This is a genomic window from Cupriavidus sp. 207A1 (assembly GCF_057798955.1).
Window position 1 is genome coordinate 74384 of sequence record NZ_JBYOJO010000013.1, and the last position, 17006, is coordinate 91389.

A 17006-nucleotide genomic window follows, 5' to 3' on the forward strand; every position below is an offset into this window, starting at 1 on the left:
ATGGGTAAGGCGACTGGCTTTCTCGAATTTCCGCGCCAGAATGAAGGCTACGAACCGGTAGTCAAGCGCGTGAAGCACTACAAGGAATTCGTGTTCGCGCTGTCCGACAGCGAAGCGAAGCTCCAGGGTGCGCGCTGCATGGACTGCGGCATCCCGTTCTGCAACAACGGCTGCCCGGTCAACAACATCATCCCTGACTTCAACGACCTGGTGTACCGCCAGGACTGGAAGTCGGCGATCGAGGTGCTGCACCAGACCAACAACTTCCCTGAATTTACCGGCCGCATCTGCCCGGCACCGTGCGAGGCTGCCTGCACGCTGGGCATCAACGAGCTGCCGGTGGGCATCAAGTCGCTCGAGCACGCCATTATCGACAAGGCCTGGGAAGAAGGCTGGGTCAGGCCGCAACTGCCGCGCCACAAGACCGGCAAGACCGTCGCCGTGGTCGGCTCCGGCCCCGCCGGCATGGCTGCCGCGCAGCAGCTGGCACGCGCCGGCCATGACGTGACCGTGTTCGAGAAGAACGACCGCATCGGCGGCCTGCTGCGCTACGGCATCCCCGACTTCAAGATGGAGAAGTCGCTGATCGACCGCCGCATCGAACAGATGCAGGCCGAAGGCGTGACCTTCCGCCCCGGCGTGATGGTGACCGACGGCGAACTGCCGGCCGGCATCAAGAACTATGCGCGCGAAACCATCTCGGCCCAGGCCCTGATGGAACAGTTCGACGCCGTGGTGCTGGCGGGCGGCTCCGAAGTGCCGCGCGACCTGCCGGTGCCGGGCCGCGACCTGGCCGGCATCCACTTCGCGCTGGAATTCCTGATTCCGCAGAACAAGGAAGTGGCCGGCGACGGCGCCAACGAGATCCGCGCCGAAGGCAAGAACGTGATCGTAATCGGCGGCGGCGATACCGGCTCTGACTGCGTCGGCACGTCCAACCGCCACGGCGCCACCTCGGTGACCCAGTTCGAGCTGCTGCCGCAGCCGCCGGAAGAAGAAAACAAGCCGCTGGTGTGGCCGTACTGGCCGATCAAGCTGCGCACCTCGTCGTCGCACGACGAAGGCTGCGAGCGCGACTGGTCGGTTGCCACCAAGGAATTCATCGGCGAGAACGGCAAGGTCACCGCGCTGAAGGCCTGCCGCGTCGAATGGAAGGACGGCCGCATGCAGGAAGTCGAAGGCAGCGAGTTCATCCTGCCGGCCGACCTGGTGCTGCTGGCGATGGGCTTCACCAACCCGGTGGGCTCGATGCTGGAAGCGTTTGGCGTCGACACCGATGCGCGCAAGAACGCCAAGGCCTCGACCGAAGGCGAGCGCGCCTACCACACCAACGTGCCCAAGGTGTTCGCCGCCGGCGATGTGCGCCGCGGCCAGTCGCTGGTGGTGTGGGCGATCCGCGAAGGCCGCCAGGCCGCGCGCTCGGTCGATGCGTTCCTGATGGGGCATAGCGACCTGCCGCGCTGATCCGGCGTCAGCGCCGCAACAAAAAGCCCGCCTGGCGCAAGCCGGCGGGCTTTTTGTTGTCTGCGCGATGGCGGCGTCAGCCGGCCAGCGTCCGCTCCATCAGTACCGCGCTGGCACCGTATGCCGCCAGTTTGCCGGCATGCCGCGCGGCTAGTTGCGCCGGCACCGGGGCGTAGCCGAGCCTGCGCCACCACGGCGCCGCGGACTGCACCGCGATCAGCCGCGAGCGCCGCAGCCCGGCGGCGTGCGCGGCCGCCTGCGCCGCTGCGTACAGGCGCGGCGCCAGCCCGGCACCGCGGCCGGCCGGGGCCACGGCCATGTCGTGCACGAACCAGGTCAGGGTGTCCGGGGCGGCATGCAGGCGCCAGCCATCGTCGAGCACGCCGTCCAGCGGCGGCAAGCTGTCTTCGGGCCAGGCGTGGGTAAACAGGTAGGCGGCGAGGGTGCCGTGCTGCGCGGCATCGTGCGCGACCCAGCAGGTGGCCGGCGACAGCGCCAGCCGGCTGGCCAGCGCTGACTCGCCTTCGAGCAGTACCTCGGTATAGCAGCTGGCCTGCACCGCCAGCACGGCCGGCAGGTCGGCCAAGACCATGCGCCGCACGGTGAAATTCGTCATCGGCGGATTATAGCGGCGCGCTTTGCGTGGCCAGGCGCGAGGGCGCATTTGGCAAGGCGCAGCAAGGCCTTCAGGGTTCTCCCGGCTATGGTTTACGTGCCTGTGGCGGCCCCGATATTGTCCTTACAATTTTCAAAAACAACTAACGGAAACTGCCTCGCCTATCCATTTTCCCCAGAACCTGTTTGCCGCCTCCTCAGGAGACGGGCCGGAGGAAAACGATGTCCGAAGTGCGCAATCTGTCGCGACTTTGGCGAGGTAAAGCGAAGTTCGCGCCGCGCCTGCCCGCGGCCACCGCCGCCCGGCGCTGGCTGCCGCGCGTGCTGTGCCTGGTCGCCATGGGCTGTGCCACGCTGGCGTTCGCCGTGCCAGCCAGGCCCGCGCATGCCGGCACCCAGCCGCTTGCGCGCAGCATGTCCTTCCCTGATCGCCCGATGCGTCTGATCGTGCCGTTCCCTGCCGGCGGCGTCGCCGACGCCGTGGCGCGGATGCTGGCCGAGCGCCTGTCGGCGAGGCTCGGCGTGCCGGTCGAGGTCGACAACCGTCCCGGCAGCGCCGGGACCATTGCCGGCGATGTCGTCGCCAAGGCCAGCTCCGATGGCCATACGCTGCTGTTCCACCAGGCCAACATGCTGATCCAGCCGGGGCTGGAGCCGGTGCCCTACGACGTCGTGCGCGATTTCACGCCGGTGGCGCGCGTCGCCACCACGCCGCTGTTCCTGGTGATCGACGCCCGGCTGCCGATGCGCACCCCGGAACAATGGATGACCGCGGTGAAGTCGAGTCCCGGTTCCTACAGCTACGGCTACGGCCAGCCCGGCAGCCCTTCCCACCTGTACGCCGAGTACGCGGTGCGCGGCCTGCGCGGCGGCGTGCCGCTGGTCACGGCCAAGGGCGAGGCCGCGGTGGTGCAGGAGATGCTGGCCGGCCGCATCAGCGCCTGCTTCTGTTCGTTCGCGGCAGTCCAGAGCCAGGTCAAGAGCGGCGGGCTGCGGCTGGTCGGCGTGACCGGCGTGGCGCGTTCCCCGCTGGCGCCGCTGGTGCCGACGCTGCAGGAATCCGGGCAGGACGGCTACGCCGCGGCGGCCTGGTTCGGCGTGATGGCGCCGGCCAAGACGCCGCGCGCCATCGTGGCGCGGCTGGCCGGTGAGCTGGACGGCGTGATGGCCGAACGCGAGGTGCGCTCGCGCCTGCAGGCCGCCGGCCTGACGCCGCTGCGCGACTCGCCGGAGGCGTTTGCCACCGCGATCCGCTCGGAATCGATCCAGTGGCAGGTCATCCTCAGGGACGTGCCGATCGCGCAGGAGCCTTGAGCGGCACCGCGGCGCGGTGGGACAGTGGCCGGTTTCCAGGGGAAATCGGCCAGTTGCCGCCCGGCAGGAGAATTCTGAGGCACCACAGCCGCGCTTCATGTGGCGCGAGACACACGGGTACCAGCAGGGCTAGGTAGTACACCTTATAATGCGCCCCTGTCCCGACCGGTGCCAACGTGACCGATTCTGCTCAAAACCTTGTCGAACTGACTGCGGTGGATTTCGCCTACGCGGACCACGGCAAGCCGATCCTGTCCGGCCTGACCATGCAATTCCCGCGCGGCAAGGTGATCGCGGTGATGGGCGGATCGGGCTGCGGCAAGACCACGGTGCTGCGGCTGATCGGCGGCCAGGTGCGGCCGCAGGCGGGCGCGGTGCGCTTTGCCGGCACCGACATTCACCAGCTTGATACCGCCGGCCTGTACGCCGTGCGCCGCCAGATGGGGATGCTGTTCCAGTTCGGCGCGCTGTTTACCGACCTGTCGGTGTTCGACAACGTCGCCTTCCCGCTGCGCGAGCACACCGACCTGCCCGAGTCGATGATCCGCGACCTGGTGCTGATGAAGCTCAACGCGGTCGGCCTGCGCGGCGCGCGCGACCTGATGCCGTCGCAGATCTCCGGCGGCATGGCGCGGCGCGTGGCGCTGGCGCGAGCGATCGCGCTGGATCCGGCGCTGCTGATGTATGACGAGCCCTTCGCCGGCCTGGATCCGATCTCGCTGGGACTGACCGCGCGGCTGATCCGCAGCCTCAACGACGCGCTCGGCGCCACCACCATCATCGTCTCGCACGACGTGCACGAGACCTTCCAGATCGCCGACTACGTCTATTTCATTGCCGACGGGCGCATCGCCGCCGAAGGCACGCCCGAGGTCCTGCGCGCCTCCACCGATCCGTTCGTGCACCAGTTTGTCCACGCCGAGGCCGACGGCCCGGTGCCGTTCCACTATGCCGGACCATCGCTGGCCGAGGATTTCGCCGGAGGGGCGCGATGACCGGCTTCCTGACGGGCTTCTTCAGCACCATCGGCGCGGCCGTGCGCCGCAGCATTTCCGGGCTGGGCCATGCCACGCGCATGTTCCTGGCCGTGCTGGCAATGTCGCCGGCGCTGCTGCGCCGCTTCCGGCTGGTGACTGACCAGGTCTTTTTTGTCGGCAACCTGTCGCTGGTGATCATCGCGGTGTCGGGCCTGTTCGTCGGCTTCGTGCTCGGGCTGCAGGGCTACTACACGCTCAACCGCTACGGCTCCGAGCAGGCGCTGGGGCTGCTGGTGGCGCTGTCGCTGGTGCGGGAACTGGGCCCGGTGGTGACGGCGTTGCTGTTCGCCGGCCGCGCCGGCACCTCGCTGACTGCCGAAATCGGGCTGATGAAGGCGGGCGAGCAGCTCACGGCGATGGAAATGATGGCGGTGAACCCGCTGCAGCGGGTGGTCGCGCCGCGCTTCTGGGCGGGCGTGATCGCCATGCCGGTGCTGGCCGCGATCTTCAGCGCGGTGGGCATCCTGGGCGGTTACGTAGTCGGGGTGCAACTGATCGGCGTCGACGCGGGTGCCTTCTGGTCGCAGATGCAGGGCGGCGTGGACGTGCGCGCCGACGTGCTCAACGGCGTGATCAAGAGCTTTATCTTTGGCATCGCGGTGACGTTCATTGCGCTGTACCAGGGGTTCGAGGCCAAGCCCACGCCGGAAGGCGTCTCGCGCGCGACCACCCGCACCGTGGTGATCGCGTCGCTCGCGGTGCTGGGACTGGATTTCCTGCTGACGGCGCTGATGTTCAGCAATTGAGGCGGATGGCCGCCGCAACGATGCGGCCGCTACGATAACAAGGCGGCAGCGACAGACACTACGGGGTTGAAGAAAGAGATTCCAATGAAAAAGAACACACTCGATTTCTGGGTGGGACTGTTTGTGGCGGCAGGGTTCGTCGCCTTGCTCTTCCTGGCCCTCAAGGCAGGAAACATGAGCGCCTTCAGCTTCCAGGACACCTATAGCGTGCAGGCCCGCTTCGACAATATCGGCGGGCTCAAGCCGCGCGCGCCGGTCAAGAGCGCGGGCGTGGTGGTCGGCCGGGTCGCGGCGATCCGCTTCGACGACAAGACCTACCAGGCTACCGTCGAGATGAGCCTGGAGACGCGCTACCAGTTCCCGAAGGACACCTCGGCCAAGATCCTGACCTCGGGCCTGCTGGGCGAGCAGTACATCGGCCTCGAAGCCGGCGGCGACACCGTCATGCTGGCCAACGGCGCGCGCATCACCATGACGCAGTCCGCGGTGGTGCTCGAAAACCTGATCGGGCAGTTCCTGTACAACAAGGCCGCCGATGCCGGCGGCGGCTCGTCACCCGGCGCCAGCGCGCCGGCCCCGGCTGGAGACCTCAAGTGAACGCCCCCCGCCACATCCGCAACCTCATGGCTACGGCCGCGGCCGCCGCGGCGCTTGCCGGTTGCGCCACTGGCCCCACCGCCAACCCGAAAGACCCGCTCGAGCCGTTCAACCGCGAGGTCTCGAAGATCAACGAGGACTTCGACAAGGGCATCATGCGCCCGGTGGCCGAACTCTATGCCGACTACACGCCGACGCCGGTGCAGCGCGCGGTGGAGAACTTCTTCTCCAATGTCAGCGACGTCTATTCGGCGGTGAACAACCTGCTGCAGGGCAAGCCGACGCGCGCGGCCGAAGACACCATGCGCGTGGCGATGAACACCGTGCTGGGCATCGGCGGCCTGATCGACATCGCCACCCCGGCCGGCCTGCCCAAGTACAAGGAAGACTTTGGCCAGACGCTGGGCGTGTGGGGCGTGCCGGCCGGCCCGTACCTGGTGCTGCCGCTGTTCGGCCCAAGCACCTTCCGCGACACCGCCGGCATGCTGGTCGACCGCCAGGCCGATCCGTCGGCGTACTTCTATCCGGTTTCGCTGCGCAATTCGCTGGTCGGGGTGCGCATCGTCGCCGGCCGCGCCCAGCTGCTGGGTGCCAGCAACCTGCTGGAGCAGGCGGCGCTGGACAAGTACTCGTTCCTGCGTGACTCCTACCTGCAGCGGCGCCAGTACCTGATCTACGATGGCAATCCACCGGGTGGCGACGACGAGGCCGAGGCCGACGACGCGGCGCCGGCGCCCGCCGCGGCCGACGCCGGTGCCGCACCGGCTCCGGCACCGGGACCGGCTCCGGCGGCGGATGGCGCTTCGGCCCCGGCCGCGGAGCCGCCCAAGCCCGGCGCCGCCGGCGAGACCCAGCCGGAAGGCCAGAGCATGCCGTTGCCGCCGGTGCTGCCGGGTATGCCGGGAGTGCGCTTCCGCTGAAGCGGCGAAGGCGACACTGGCGCTGTGAATGCGCTGTCACCGCTGAAACAAATTGTTTGTAGGTGGCGTCTGGTGCGCTTTTGATGGCAACGCGCGTGACGCCGCTATGTTCCAATCTGCAAGGACCCGTGGCCTTCCGGCCGCGTATCGACGCGCAGGCGCGGGTCACGACCTCTTTGATAAAGAAGGAAATCTCACATGCTCAAGCGACTGTTGCTCCCCCTCCTGACGGCGGTTGCCTTCGCGGGGACCGCGCAGGCCCAGGTATCGGCCCAGGAAACGGCCACCCCGGACGGGCTGGTCAAGGCCGTGGTCAATGACGTGATGTCGACCGTGAAGGCCGACAAGGACATGCAGGCCGGCAATATCGGCAAGATCACCGCGCTGGTCGAACAGAAGATCATTCCCAACGCCAACTTCCAGAAGACCACGCAGATCGCCATGGGCCGCAACTGGTCCAAGGCCACGCCCGAGCAGCAGAAGCAGATCACCGAGGAATTCAAGACCCTGCTGATCCGCACCTACGCCGGCGCCATCGCGCAGATCCGCGACCAGACCGTGCAATACCGTCCGTACCGCGGCACCGCCGACGATACCGATGCCACCATCCGCACCCAGGTCATCAACAAGGGCGAGCCGATCCAGATGGATTACCGCCTGGAAAAGACCGCGCAAGGCTGGAAGGTCTATGACATCAACGTGCTGGGCGCATGGCTGACCGAAGCCTACAAGGGCAGCTTCAACACCATCGTCGGCCAGCAGGGCGTCGAGGGCGTGATCAAGACGCTGCAGGACCGCAACCGCCAGCTCGCCAACGCCAAGAGCTGACGGGGCATGCCCGCGGTGCGCCGCTGCAATGCAGCACGGCGCGCCGAAGTTGCATTACAATGGCCGTTCGCGACACAGGCTCCCGCTCCGCGCGGGAGCCTTCGTTTTCAGATCCCTTTCTTCTTTCCGCATCCAGGCCACTGACGCCATGCTTTCGCCGGGTAACTCGCTGACCAACCAGAATGCCGCCGCGGTGCTGCGCGACGGGCTGGCACGCGTGGCGCAGGGCGACGTCGAAGTGGACTGCGCCGGCCTGGCGCAGGTGGACTCCTCGGCCGTCGCCGTGCTGCTGGCATGGCATCGGGCCGCGGTGGCGCGCGGCCAGGCGCTGGTGCTGCGCGGCGTGCCGGCGCAGCTGGCGCAACTGGCCAGCCTGTACGGCGTCGACGGCCTGCTCGGCCTGGCGAGCGCGGCAGCGCCCGCCGCCATCCCACCGGCACACCATCACCGACATTGATCCGGCATCGCCGGTCGCCATCCAGGCGGCCGCACGCGATGCCGCGGCGGCCGCGGGCGCGGGCGCCGCGCCCCCCGGGCGGGTCCGGCGGGGGTCAAGCGGGCCCGACCCCCCCAGGGGGCCCCCCCGGCCCCCGGGGGCCCCGGGGGGCGGGGCCCCCGAGCCCCCGGGGCGGATCCGGCGGGGATCAAGCGGGACCGACCCCGCATCCCCTATAATTCCGGGTTGTTCGCCCATCCCCCCGCCTGTTCCGGCCCGATCCATGCCGGAGCAGGACATCCGGGCACGCTTTGCTCCCCATTTCCTGGCGGCCGGCCCCTGAAAGAGCCGGACCCGCCACAAACAATCGGCCATGAAAGCCATTGAAATCCACGACGTTCGCAAGCGCTACCGCAACCTGCAGGCGCTCAAGGGCGTTAGCTTCACCGTCGAACGCGGCGAATTCTTCGGCCTGCTCGGGCCCAACGGCGCCGGCAAGACCACGCTGATCTCGATCCTCGCCGGCCTGAACCGGGCCGATTCCGGCCGCGTCAGTGTGCTGGGGCACGATGTCGTCGCCGATTACCGGATGGCGCGGCGTATGCTGGGCGTGGTGCCGCAGGAGCTGGTGTTCGATCCGTTCTTCACGGTGCGCGAGACGCTGCGGCTGCAGTCAGGCTATTTCGGCCTGACCCGCAACGACGACTGGATCGACGAAATCATGGCCAACCTGGACCTGACCGGGAAAGCCGATGCCAATATGCGCCAGCTGTCCGGCGGCATGAAGCGGCGCGTGCTGGTGGCGCAGGCGCTGGTGCACCGCCCGCCGGTGATCGTGCTCGACGAGCCCACTGCCGGCGTCGATGTTGAGTTGCGGCAAACGCTGTGGAAGTTCATCTCGCGCCTGAACCGCGAAGGGCACACCATCATCCTGACCACGCATTACCTCGAAGAGGCCGAGGCCCTGTGCGACCGCATCGCCATGCTCAAGTTCGGCGAAGTGGTGGCGCTGGATCGCACCAGCAACCTGCTGACGCAATTTGCCGGCCTGCAGCTGGTGCTGACCTTTGCGCGCGGCGGCCTGCCGCCGTCGCTGGAGCCGCTGCGCATGCCGGCCAACCCCGGCGAGCGCGCGGTGCGGCTGCGGCTGTCGGGCTACCAGGCGGTGGAGCCGATCCTGGCCGCCTGCCGCGAAGCGGGGTGTGAGATCGAAGACATGGAAATCAACAAGGCCGACCTCGAGGACGTATTCGTGCAGATCATGCGCCGCGAAGGGCATATGCCCGGCGCGCTGCCCGACCCGGCGATGGAGGCCGCGGCATGAAGCAGCCTGGCGACATCGAAATCCTGGACGACACCCGCCTCGGCCCGATGGCCGTCGGCGGCCTGGTGGGCTTCCGCACGCTGCTGTACAAGGAAGTGCTGCGCTTCTGGAAGGTGAGCTTCCAGACCGTGGCCGCGCCGGTCCTGACCGCGGTGCTGTACCTGCTGATCTTCGGCCATGTGCTGGAAGACCGGGTCAAGGTCTACGACCAGATCAGCTACACCGCCTTCCTGGTGCCCGGGCTGGTGATGATGAGCGTGCTGCAGAACGCGTTCGCCAACAGTTCTTCATCACTGATCCAGTCGAAGATCACCGGCAACCTGGTGTTCGTGCTGCTGCCGCCGCTGTCGCACTGGGAGATGTTCGGTGCCTACGTGGTGGCCTCGGTGATCCGCGGGCTGACCGTCGGGCTGGGCGTGCTGCTGGTGACGGCGTGGTTCGCCAACCTCCATTTCGCCAACGTCGGCTGGATCCTGGTGTTCGCGCTGCTGGGCGCGGGCATCCTGGGCACGCTCGGCCTGATCGCCGGCATCTGGGCTGAGAAGTTCGACCAGCTGGCCGCGTTCCAGAACTTCCTGATCATGCCGGCGACCTTCCTGTCGGGCGTGTTCTATTCGATCCATTCGCTGCCGGCCTTCTGGCAGGCGGTGTCCCATGCCAATCCGTTCTTCTACATGATCGACGGCTTCCGCTATGGCTTCTTCGGCGTCTCGGACGTATCGCCGCTGTTCAGCCTGGCGGTGGTCGGATCGGCGTTCGTGGTGCTGGCGGCGCTGGCGCTGCGCCTGTTGAAGTCCGGATACAAGCTGCGCCACTGAGCGGCGGCCGGCCCTGTTGAATCAAGCTGAATCACGCTGAAGAGAACCCCATGCTGCCTACACCGGAACAAGTCAGGGACTACATTGCCCAAGGACTGCCCTGCGAACATCTGCAAGTCGAGGGCGATGGCCAGCATTTCTTTGCCACCATCGTCAGCAACGAATTCGAAGGCAAGCGGCTGATCCAGCGCCACCAGCGTGTCTACGCGGCGCTGGGCGATCGCATGCGCGCCGAGATCCATGCGCTGTCGATGAAGACCCTGACGCCCGCGGAGTGGCAGGCGGACGCAGGCAAGTAGAGCATCAAGAACGCACCATGCGCCGCGCGCCTGCGCGGCTCCAGAACAATGATGCCGGGCGCGTGCCCGGAACAAACCATAGAACATGGACAAATTCCAGATTCACGGCAACGGCCCGCTCAAGGGTGAAATCCGCGTCTCGGGCGCCAAGAACGCCGCCCTGCCGATCCTGTGCGCGGGCCTGCTGACGGCCGACACCGTCGCGCTGGACAACGTGCCCAACCTGCAGGACGTGCGCACCACGCTCAAGCTGCTGCGCCTGATGGGGATGCAGGCCGAGTTCGACGGCGCGCGCGTGACCCTGAACGGCGCCGACGTCAATGTGCTCGAGGCTCCGTACGAGCTGGTCAAGACCATGCGCGCCTCGATCCTGGTGCTGGGCCCGCTGGTGGCGCGCTTTGGCGAGGCCCGCGTGTCGCTGCCGGGCGGCTGCGGCATCGGCGCACGGCCGGTCGACCAGCACATCAAGGGCCTGCAGGCGATGGGCGCCGAGATCACCATCGAGCACGGCTTTATCCATGCGCGCGCCAAGCGCCTGAAGGGCGCGCGCGTGGTCACCGACATGATCACCGTGACCGGCACCGAGAACCTGCTGATGGCGGCGACGCTGGCCGAAGGCGAGACCGTGCTGGAAAACGCCGCGCGCGAGCCCGAGGTGACCGACCTGGCCCAGCTTCTGGTGAAGATGGGCGCGAAGATCGACGGCATCGGCACCGACCGCCTGGTGGTGCACGGCGTCGAGCGCCTGCACGGCGCCAGCCACAGCGTCATCGCCGACCGCATCGAGGCCGGCACCTTCCTGTGCGCGGCGGCCGCGACGCTGGGCGACCTGGTGCTGCGCGGCGTGCAGCCCGAGATCCTCGACACCGTGCTCGACAAGCTGCGCGAAGCCGGTGCCAGCCTCGAGACCGGCGCCGACTGGATCCGCCTGGCGATGCCGCACCGCGCCCGCGCGGTAAGCTTCCGCACCTCGGAATACCCCGCCTTCCCGACCGACATGCAGGCCCAGTTCATGGCGCTGAACGCTGTCGCCGAGGGCACCGCGCGCGTGACCGAGACCATCTTCGAAAACCGCTTCATGCACGTGCAGGAGCTGAACCGCCTGGGCGCCGACATCACCGTCGAAGGCAACACCGCGGTGGTCAACGGCGTGCCGCGCCTGTCCGGCGCCAACGTGATGGCGACCGACCTGCGCGCCTCGGCCAGCCTGGTGATCGCCGGTCTGGTTGCCGACGGCGAGACCGTGATCGACCGCATCTACCACCTGGACCGCGGCTACGACCGCATGGAAGACAAGCTGTCGGCAGTGGGCGCGAAGATCCGCCGCATTGCCTGAGCACCAAGGACTGAAGCCCGATGAGCCCCGCTTTCAACGCATCGCCCAACCAGCTGACGCTGGCGCTGTCCAAGGGCCGCATCTTCACCGAGACGCTGCCGCTGCTGGAAGCGGCCGGCATCCGCGTCACCGAGGATCCCGAGACCTCGCGCAAGCTGATCCTGCCGACCTCGGATCCGGCGGTGCGCGTGGTGATCGTGCGCGCCTCGGACGTGCCGACCTACGTGCAGTACGGCGCGGCCGACTTCGGCGTGGCCGGCAAGGACGTGCTGATGGAAAGCGGCATGGCCGGCCTGTACGCGCCGATCGACCTGAACATCGCGCGCTGCCGCATGTCGGTGGCAGTGCCGGCCGGGTTTGACTACGCCAAGGCCGTGCGCCAGGGTGCGCGCCTGGCGGTTGCGACGAAATACGTGCAGACCGCGCGCGAGCATTTTGCGAAAAAGGGCGTTCACGTCGACCTGATCAAGCTGTACGGTTCGATGGAGCTGGGCCCGCTGGTGGGCCTGTCCGATGCCATCGTCGACCTGGTCAGCACCGGCAGCACGCTGCGCGCCAACAATCTGGTGGAAGTGGAAGAGATCGTGCAGATTTCGTCGCGGCTGGTGGTGAACCAGGCCGCGCTCAAACTCAAGCGCGAGCGGCTGGCACCGATCCTCGACGCCTTCGAACGCGCTTCAGCGGCGCTGGCCTGAGGCCGGGTCGCCGCCTGACAGGAACAGAAGTCATGAACCCAACCGAAATGGAAAGCCTGCCGATCCGCCGGCTCGATTCCAGCGAGCCGGGCTTTGCCGAGGCACTGCGTCAGGTGCTGGCCTTCGAGGCCGGCGAGGACGAGGCCATCGATCGCGCCGCCGCGCAGATCCTGGCCGACGTGAAGTCGCGCGGCGATGCCGCGGTGCTGGAATACACCCGCCGCTTCGACCGCGTCGAAGCGGCGTCGATGGGCGCGCTGGAGGTATCGCAGCAGCAGCTGGAAGCCGCGCTCGAAGACCTCGAGCCCAAGCGCCGCGCCGCGCTGGAGGCGGCCGCCGCGCGCGTGCGCGCCTACCACGAGAAGCAGAAGATCGAATGCGGCAGCCACAGCTGGGAATACACCGAGGCCGACGGCACCATGCTGGGCCAGAAGGTGACGCCGCTGGACCGCGTCGGCATCTACGTGCCGGGCGGCAAGGCCGCTTACCCGTCGTCGGTGCTGATGAATGCGATCCCGGCGCGCGTGGCGGGCGTCAAGGAAATCATCATGGTCGTGCCCACGCCCGGCGGCGTGCGCAATGAACTGGTGCTGGCCGCGGCGCAGATTGCCGGCGTGGATCGCGTGTTCACCATCGGTGGCGCCCAGGCGGTCGGTGCGCTCGCCTACGGCACCGCGATGCTGCCGCAGGTCGACAAGATCGTCGGCCCGGGCAACGCCTACGTTGCCGCGGCCAAGCGCCGCGTGTTCGGCACCGTCGGCATCGACATGATCGCCGGCCCTTCCGAGATCCTGGTGATCTGCGACGGCACCACCGACCCCGACTGGGTGGCGATGGACCTGTTCTCGCAGGCCGAGCACGATGAACTGGCGCAGTCGATCCTGCTGTGCCCGGACGCGGACTATATCGCCCGCGTGGAGGCCAGCATCCAGCGCCAGCTTGGCACCATGCCGCGCCGCGACGTGATTGCCGCCTCCATCTCCGGCCGTGGCGCGCTGGTCAAGGTGCGCGACATGGAAGAGGCCTGCGAGATCGCCAACGCGATCGCACCGGAACACCTGGAGATCTCGGCCGAGAACCCGCGCCAGTGGAGCGAGAAGATCCGCCACGCCGGCGCCATCTTCCTGGGCCGCTATACCAGCGAGTCGCTGGGCGACTACTGCGCCGGCCCCAACCACGTGCTGCCGACCTCGCGCACCGCGCGCTTCTCGTCGCCGCTGGGCGTCTATGACTTCCAGAAGCGCTCGAGCCTGATCGAGGTAAGCGAGGGCGGCGCGCAGATGCTGGGCCAGATCGCCGCCGAACTGGCCTACGGCGAAGGGCTGCAGGCCCACGCCCGCAGCGCGGAATACCGTTTCAAGCGTAGCTGAACCCCTGACCCAACCCACCTGGAGCTTCCATGTCAGCCGTAGAGCCCTCCCTGATCGAACGCATCATCCGTGACGACGTGCGCGCCATGGGCGCCTACCACGTGCCGGATTCGCACGGTCTGGTCAAGCTCGACGCGATGGAAAACCCGTACCGCCTGCCGCCCGCGCTGCGCCAGCAACTGGCCGAGCGCCTGGGCGAGGTGGCGCTGAACCGCTACCCGGTGCCGAGCAGCGAAGCGCTGCGCGCCGCGCTCAAGCGCGTGATGCAGGTGCCGGCCGGCATGGACGTGCTGCTGGGCAACGGCTCGGACGAGCTCATCAGCATGCTGGCGCTGGCCGCGGCCAGGCCGGGCGCGAAGGTCATGGCGCCGGTGCCCGGCTTCGTCATGTACGCGATGTCGGCGCAGTTTGCCGGCCTGCAGTTCGTCGGCGTGCCGCTGCGCGACGACTTCACGCTCGACCGCGCCGCCATGCTGACGGCAATGGCCGCGCAGCAGCCCGCCATCATCTACCTGGCCTACCCGAACAACCCCACCGGCAACCTGTTCGATGCCGCCGACATGGAGGCCATCATCCGCGCCGCGCAGGGCGAGGTCTGCAACAGCCTGGTGGTGGTCGACGAGGCCTACCAGCCGTTCGCCCAGCACAGCTGGATGCCGCGCCTGACCGACTTCGGCAACCTGCTGGTGATGCGCACCGTATCGAAGCTGGGCCTGGCCGGCATCCGCCTGGGCTACCTCGCCGGCGCGCCGGAATGGCTGGCGCAGCTGGACAAGGTGCGCCCGCCCTACAACGTCAACGTGCTGACCGAGGCCGCCGCGCTGTTCGCGCTCGAGCATGTGGCGGTGCTGGACGAACAGGCCGCGCAACTGCGTGCCGAGCGCACGCGCGTGGCCGACGGCATGGCGGCGCAGCCCGGGGTCACCGTGTTCCCCAGCGCCGCCAATTTCCTGCTGGTGCGCGTGCCGGATGCCGCACAGACCTTCGAGCGCCTGCTGGCGCGGAAGGTATTGATCAAGAACGTGAGTAAAATGCACCCGTTGCTGACCAATTGTCTGCGCGTCACGGTCAGCACGCCCGAAGAAAACGCGCAGTTCCTTGAGGCATTCGCAGCGTCGCTGCAGGATTAACACCATGCGTGTTGCAGAGGTCACCCGCAATACTTCGGAAACGCAGATTCGCGTTTCCCTGAATCTCGACGGCAGCGGCCGCCAGAAACTGGCGTCGGGCGTGCCGTTCCTCGACCACATGCTGGACCAGATCGCCCGGCATGGCATGTTCGACCTGGAGGTCGAAGCCACCGGCGACACGCATATCGACGACCACCATACGGTCGAAGACGTGGGCATCACGCTCGGGCAGGCGGTGGCCAGGGCCATCGGCGACAAGAAGGGCATCACCCGTTACGGGCACAGCTACGTGCCGCTGGATGAATGCCTGTCGCGCGTGGTGATCGATTTCTCCGGCCGCCCGGGCCTGGAGTTCCATGTTCCCTTCACGCGTGCGCGCGTGGGCAGCTTCGACGTGGACCTGACCATCGAGTTCTTCCGCGGCTTCGTCAACCATGCGGGCGTCACCCTGCATATCGACAACCTGCGCGGCATCAACGCCCATCACCAGTGCGAAACCGTGTTCAAGGCCTTTGGCCGGGCACTGCGCATGGCGGTGGAACTCGATCCGCGCGCGGCCAACACGATCCCGTCGACCAAGGGTACGCTCTGAGCATCCTGAATCCGTAGGCGTGCCGGCTGGTTGCGGCGCCCGCCCACCTCTCTAGCCAATACGGCCAGCGCTGCTGGCAACCGCAACCGATGGATACGCTCAAGTCGTTTATCTCGCTGCTGGCGCTGATCAACCCGATCGGGGCGATCCCGTTCTTCATCAGCCTGACCAGCCTGCAGACCGAAGCGGAAAAGCTGCGTACCATCAAGATCGCATCGATCTCGGTGGCGATCGTGGTGGCGGTGTCCGCGCTGCTGGGCCAGCAGATCATCGAGTTCTTCAATATCTCGGTGGCATCGCTGCAGGTGGGCGGCGGGCTCATCATGATCATGATGGCCATGAACATGCTGAATGCGCAAACCAGCCGCACCAAGGCCACCCCGGAAGAAGAGGACGAGGCCGAGGTAAAGTCCAGCATTGCGGTGGTGCCGCTGGCGCTGCCGCTGCTGACCGGGCCGGGTTCGATCAGCACGGTGATCGTCTATGCCGGCAAGACCCAGCACTGGTACCAGCTGCTCATCTTGGTCGGCATCGGTGCGCTGCTGGGCTCGGTGGTGTACCTGGTATTCCGCGCGGCGGACCCGATCGCCCGGGTGATCGGGCGCACCGGCATCAATATCGGCACGCGCCTGATGGGCTTGATCCTGTCGGCGCTGGCCGTTGAATTCATCGTGGACGGGCTGAAGACATTGTTGCCTGTTTTGAAATCATGACTACCATAGCAATTGTGGATTACGGCATGGGCAACCTGCGCTCGGTGGCGCAGGCGCTGCGCGCCGCGGCACCGGAAGCCGATGTCCGGGTGGTGGATGCGCCCGAAGGCATCCGCTCGGCGGACCGCGTGGTGCTGCCGGGCCAGGGCGCGATGCCCGACTGCATGTCGGCGCTGGGCGCGTCCGGGCTGCAGCAAGCGGTGGTCGAGGCCGCCGCGAGCAAGCCGATGCTGGGCGTGTGCGTGGGCGAGCAGATGCTGTTCGAATTCAGCACTGAAAGCCGCGCCGGCACGGATCGCACCCCGGCGCTGGGGCTGATGCCAGGGCAGGTCGTACGGTTTGCGCTGGATGGCATGACGCAACCCGACGGCTCGCGCTTCAAGGTGCCGCAGATGGGCTGGAACCGGGTGCGCCAGGCCAGGCCGCACCCGCTGTGGGACGGTATCCCGGACGACAGCTGGTTCTATTTCGTCCACAGCTACTATGTGCAGGCGCAGGATCCGGCCCATATTGCCGGCGAAACGGAATACGGAGTCGTGTTTACCAGCGCGGTAGCGCGCGATAATATTTTCGCGACGCAGTTCCACCCCGAGAAAAGCGCGGCCATGGGCCTGCAGCTGTACCGGAACTTCGTCCACTGGAATCCCTGAAGCGCAGCTTGCCGATTCGCGATTCGCTTGTTTTCGCTTGTTGACCCGATGCTCGACCGCTGACCGACCCGGCACCTGACCCGTATCCGATCGACTATCGACCCGACCTGACCGGCATGCGC

19 protein-coding genes are annotated in these 17006 nt (G+C 67.4%); 18 read left to right on the forward strand and 1 reads right to left on the reverse strand.

The genetic code is table 11. The annotated features are described in order from the left end of the window. The gene (locus AC3FMM_RS22755; protein WP_115711104.1) at positions 1-1464 is read left to right on the forward strand and encodes a glutamate synthase subunit beta; all 1464 of its coding nucleotides are present in this window, start codon (positions 1-3) and stop codon (positions 1462-1464) included. 76 nt (positions 1465-1540) lie between these two features. Here AC3FMM_RS22755 and AC3FMM_RS22760 read toward each other — a convergent pair whose 3' ends face one another. Then, positions 1541-2080, reverse strand: a complete 540-nt coding sequence (locus AC3FMM_RS22760) for a GNAT family N-acetyltransferase (protein ID WP_116313186.1) — start codon at positions 2078-2080, stop codon at positions 1541-1543. A 221-nt stretch (positions 2081-2301) separates the two neighbouring features. Here AC3FMM_RS22760 and AC3FMM_RS22765 point away from each other — a divergent pair, with 221 nt between their 5' ends. The 17 genes from AC3FMM_RS22765 (at position 2302) to hisH (ending at position 16884) form a co-directional block, all read left to right on the forward strand. Beyond that, entirely contained in the window at positions 2302-3393 is a 1092-nt protein-coding gene (locus AC3FMM_RS22765; protein ID WP_115711101.1) for a tripartite tricarboxylate transporter substrate binding protein, read from the forward strand. A 176-nt stretch (positions 3394-3569) separates the two neighbouring features. Next, a complete protein-coding gene (locus tag AC3FMM_RS22770; protein ID WP_326347799.1) occupies positions 3570-4388 on the forward strand; it encodes an ABC transporter ATP-binding protein in 819 nt (272 codons plus the stop codon). Positions 4389-4396: 8 nt separating this feature from the next. After that, entirely contained in the window at positions 4397-5176 is a 780-nt protein-coding gene (gene mlaE / locus AC3FMM_RS22775) for a lipid asymmetry maintenance ABC transporter permease subunit MlaE (protein WP_326347832.1), read from the forward strand. A gap of 84 nt (positions 5177-5260) precedes the next feature. Then, the gene (gene mlaD, locus AC3FMM_RS22780; protein ID WP_115711099.1) at positions 5261-5773 is read left to right on the forward strand and encodes an outer membrane lipid asymmetry maintenance protein MlaD; all 513 of its coding nucleotides are present in this window, start codon (positions 5261-5263) and stop codon (positions 5771-5773) included. Beyond that, complete coding sequence (locus AC3FMM_RS22785) at positions 5770-6693, forward strand: MlaA family lipoprotein (protein ID WP_488687518.1); 924 nt, start codon at positions 5770-5772, stop codon at positions 6691-6693. The genes mlaD and AC3FMM_RS22785 overlap by 4 nt, the downstream gene beginning before the upstream one ends. A gap of 198 nt (positions 6694-6891) precedes the next feature. Beyond that, positions 6892-7521, forward strand: coding sequence for an MlaC/ttg2D family ABC transporter substrate-binding protein (locus AC3FMM_RS22790; protein WP_115711097.1), 630 nt, complete (start codon positions 6892-6894; stop codon positions 7519-7521). A 28-nt stretch (positions 7522-7549) separates the two neighbouring features. Then, positions 7550-7978, forward strand: a complete 429-nt coding sequence (locus AC3FMM_RS22795) for an STAS domain-containing protein (RefSeq protein WP_488687519.1) — start codon at positions 7550-7552, stop codon at positions 7976-7978. A gap of 352 nt (positions 7979-8330) precedes the next feature. Next, entirely contained in the window at positions 8331-9281 is a 951-nt protein-coding gene (locus AC3FMM_RS22800; protein WP_116313184.1) for an ABC transporter ATP-binding protein, read from the forward strand. Then, a complete protein-coding gene (locus AC3FMM_RS22805) occupies positions 9278-10099 on the forward strand; it encodes an ABC transporter permease (RefSeq protein ID WP_111521342.1) in 822 nt (273 codons plus the stop codon). Before AC3FMM_RS22800 ends, AC3FMM_RS22805 begins: the two co-directional genes overlap by 4 nt. A gap of 50 nt (positions 10100-10149) precedes the next feature. After that, the gene (locus AC3FMM_RS22810; RefSeq protein ID WP_018004929.1) at positions 10150-10398 is read left to right on the forward strand and encodes a BolA family protein; all 249 of its coding nucleotides are present in this window, start codon (positions 10150-10152) and stop codon (positions 10396-10398) included. An 85-nt stretch (positions 10399-10483) separates the two neighbouring features. Next, a complete protein-coding gene (gene murA, locus AC3FMM_RS22815) occupies positions 10484-11734 on the forward strand; it encodes a UDP-N-acetylglucosamine 1-carboxyvinyltransferase (protein WP_115711093.1) in 1251 nt (416 codons plus the stop codon). Between the two features lie 20 nt (positions 11735-11754). Then, positions 11755-12429, forward strand: a complete 675-nt coding sequence (gene hisG, locus AC3FMM_RS22820; RefSeq protein WP_062801929.1) for an ATP phosphoribosyltransferase — start codon at positions 11755-11757, stop codon at positions 12427-12429. A gap of 32 nt (positions 12430-12461) precedes the next feature. Further along, complete coding sequence (gene hisD, locus AC3FMM_RS22825; RefSeq protein ID WP_116379314.1) at positions 12462-13799, forward strand: histidinol dehydrogenase; 1338 nt, start codon at positions 12462-12464, stop codon at positions 13797-13799. A gap of 29 nt (positions 13800-13828) precedes the next feature. Beyond that, entirely contained in the window at positions 13829-14929 is a 1101-nt protein-coding gene (gene hisC, locus AC3FMM_RS22830; RefSeq protein WP_473704278.1) for a histidinol-phosphate transaminase, read from the forward strand. 4 nt (positions 14930-14933) lie between these two features. Further along, positions 14934-15521 carry an imidazoleglycerol-phosphate dehydratase HisB gene (gene hisB / locus AC3FMM_RS22835; protein WP_010812330.1) on the forward strand — a complete coding sequence of 196 codons (588 nt, stop codon included), beginning with the start codon at positions 14934-14936 and terminating at the stop codon, positions 15519-15521. An 89-nt stretch (positions 15522-15610) separates the two neighbouring features. Next, complete coding sequence (locus tag AC3FMM_RS22840) at positions 15611-16234, forward strand: YchE family NAAT transporter (protein ID WP_115681300.1); 624 nt, start codon at positions 15611-15613, stop codon at positions 16232-16234. Then, entirely contained in the window at positions 16231-16884 is a 654-nt protein-coding gene (gene hisH, locus AC3FMM_RS22845) for an imidazole glycerol phosphate synthase subunit HisH (protein ID WP_172581761.1), read from the forward strand. Before AC3FMM_RS22840 ends, hisH begins: the two co-directional genes overlap by 4 nt. Positions 16885-17006: the final 122 nt, after the last annotated feature.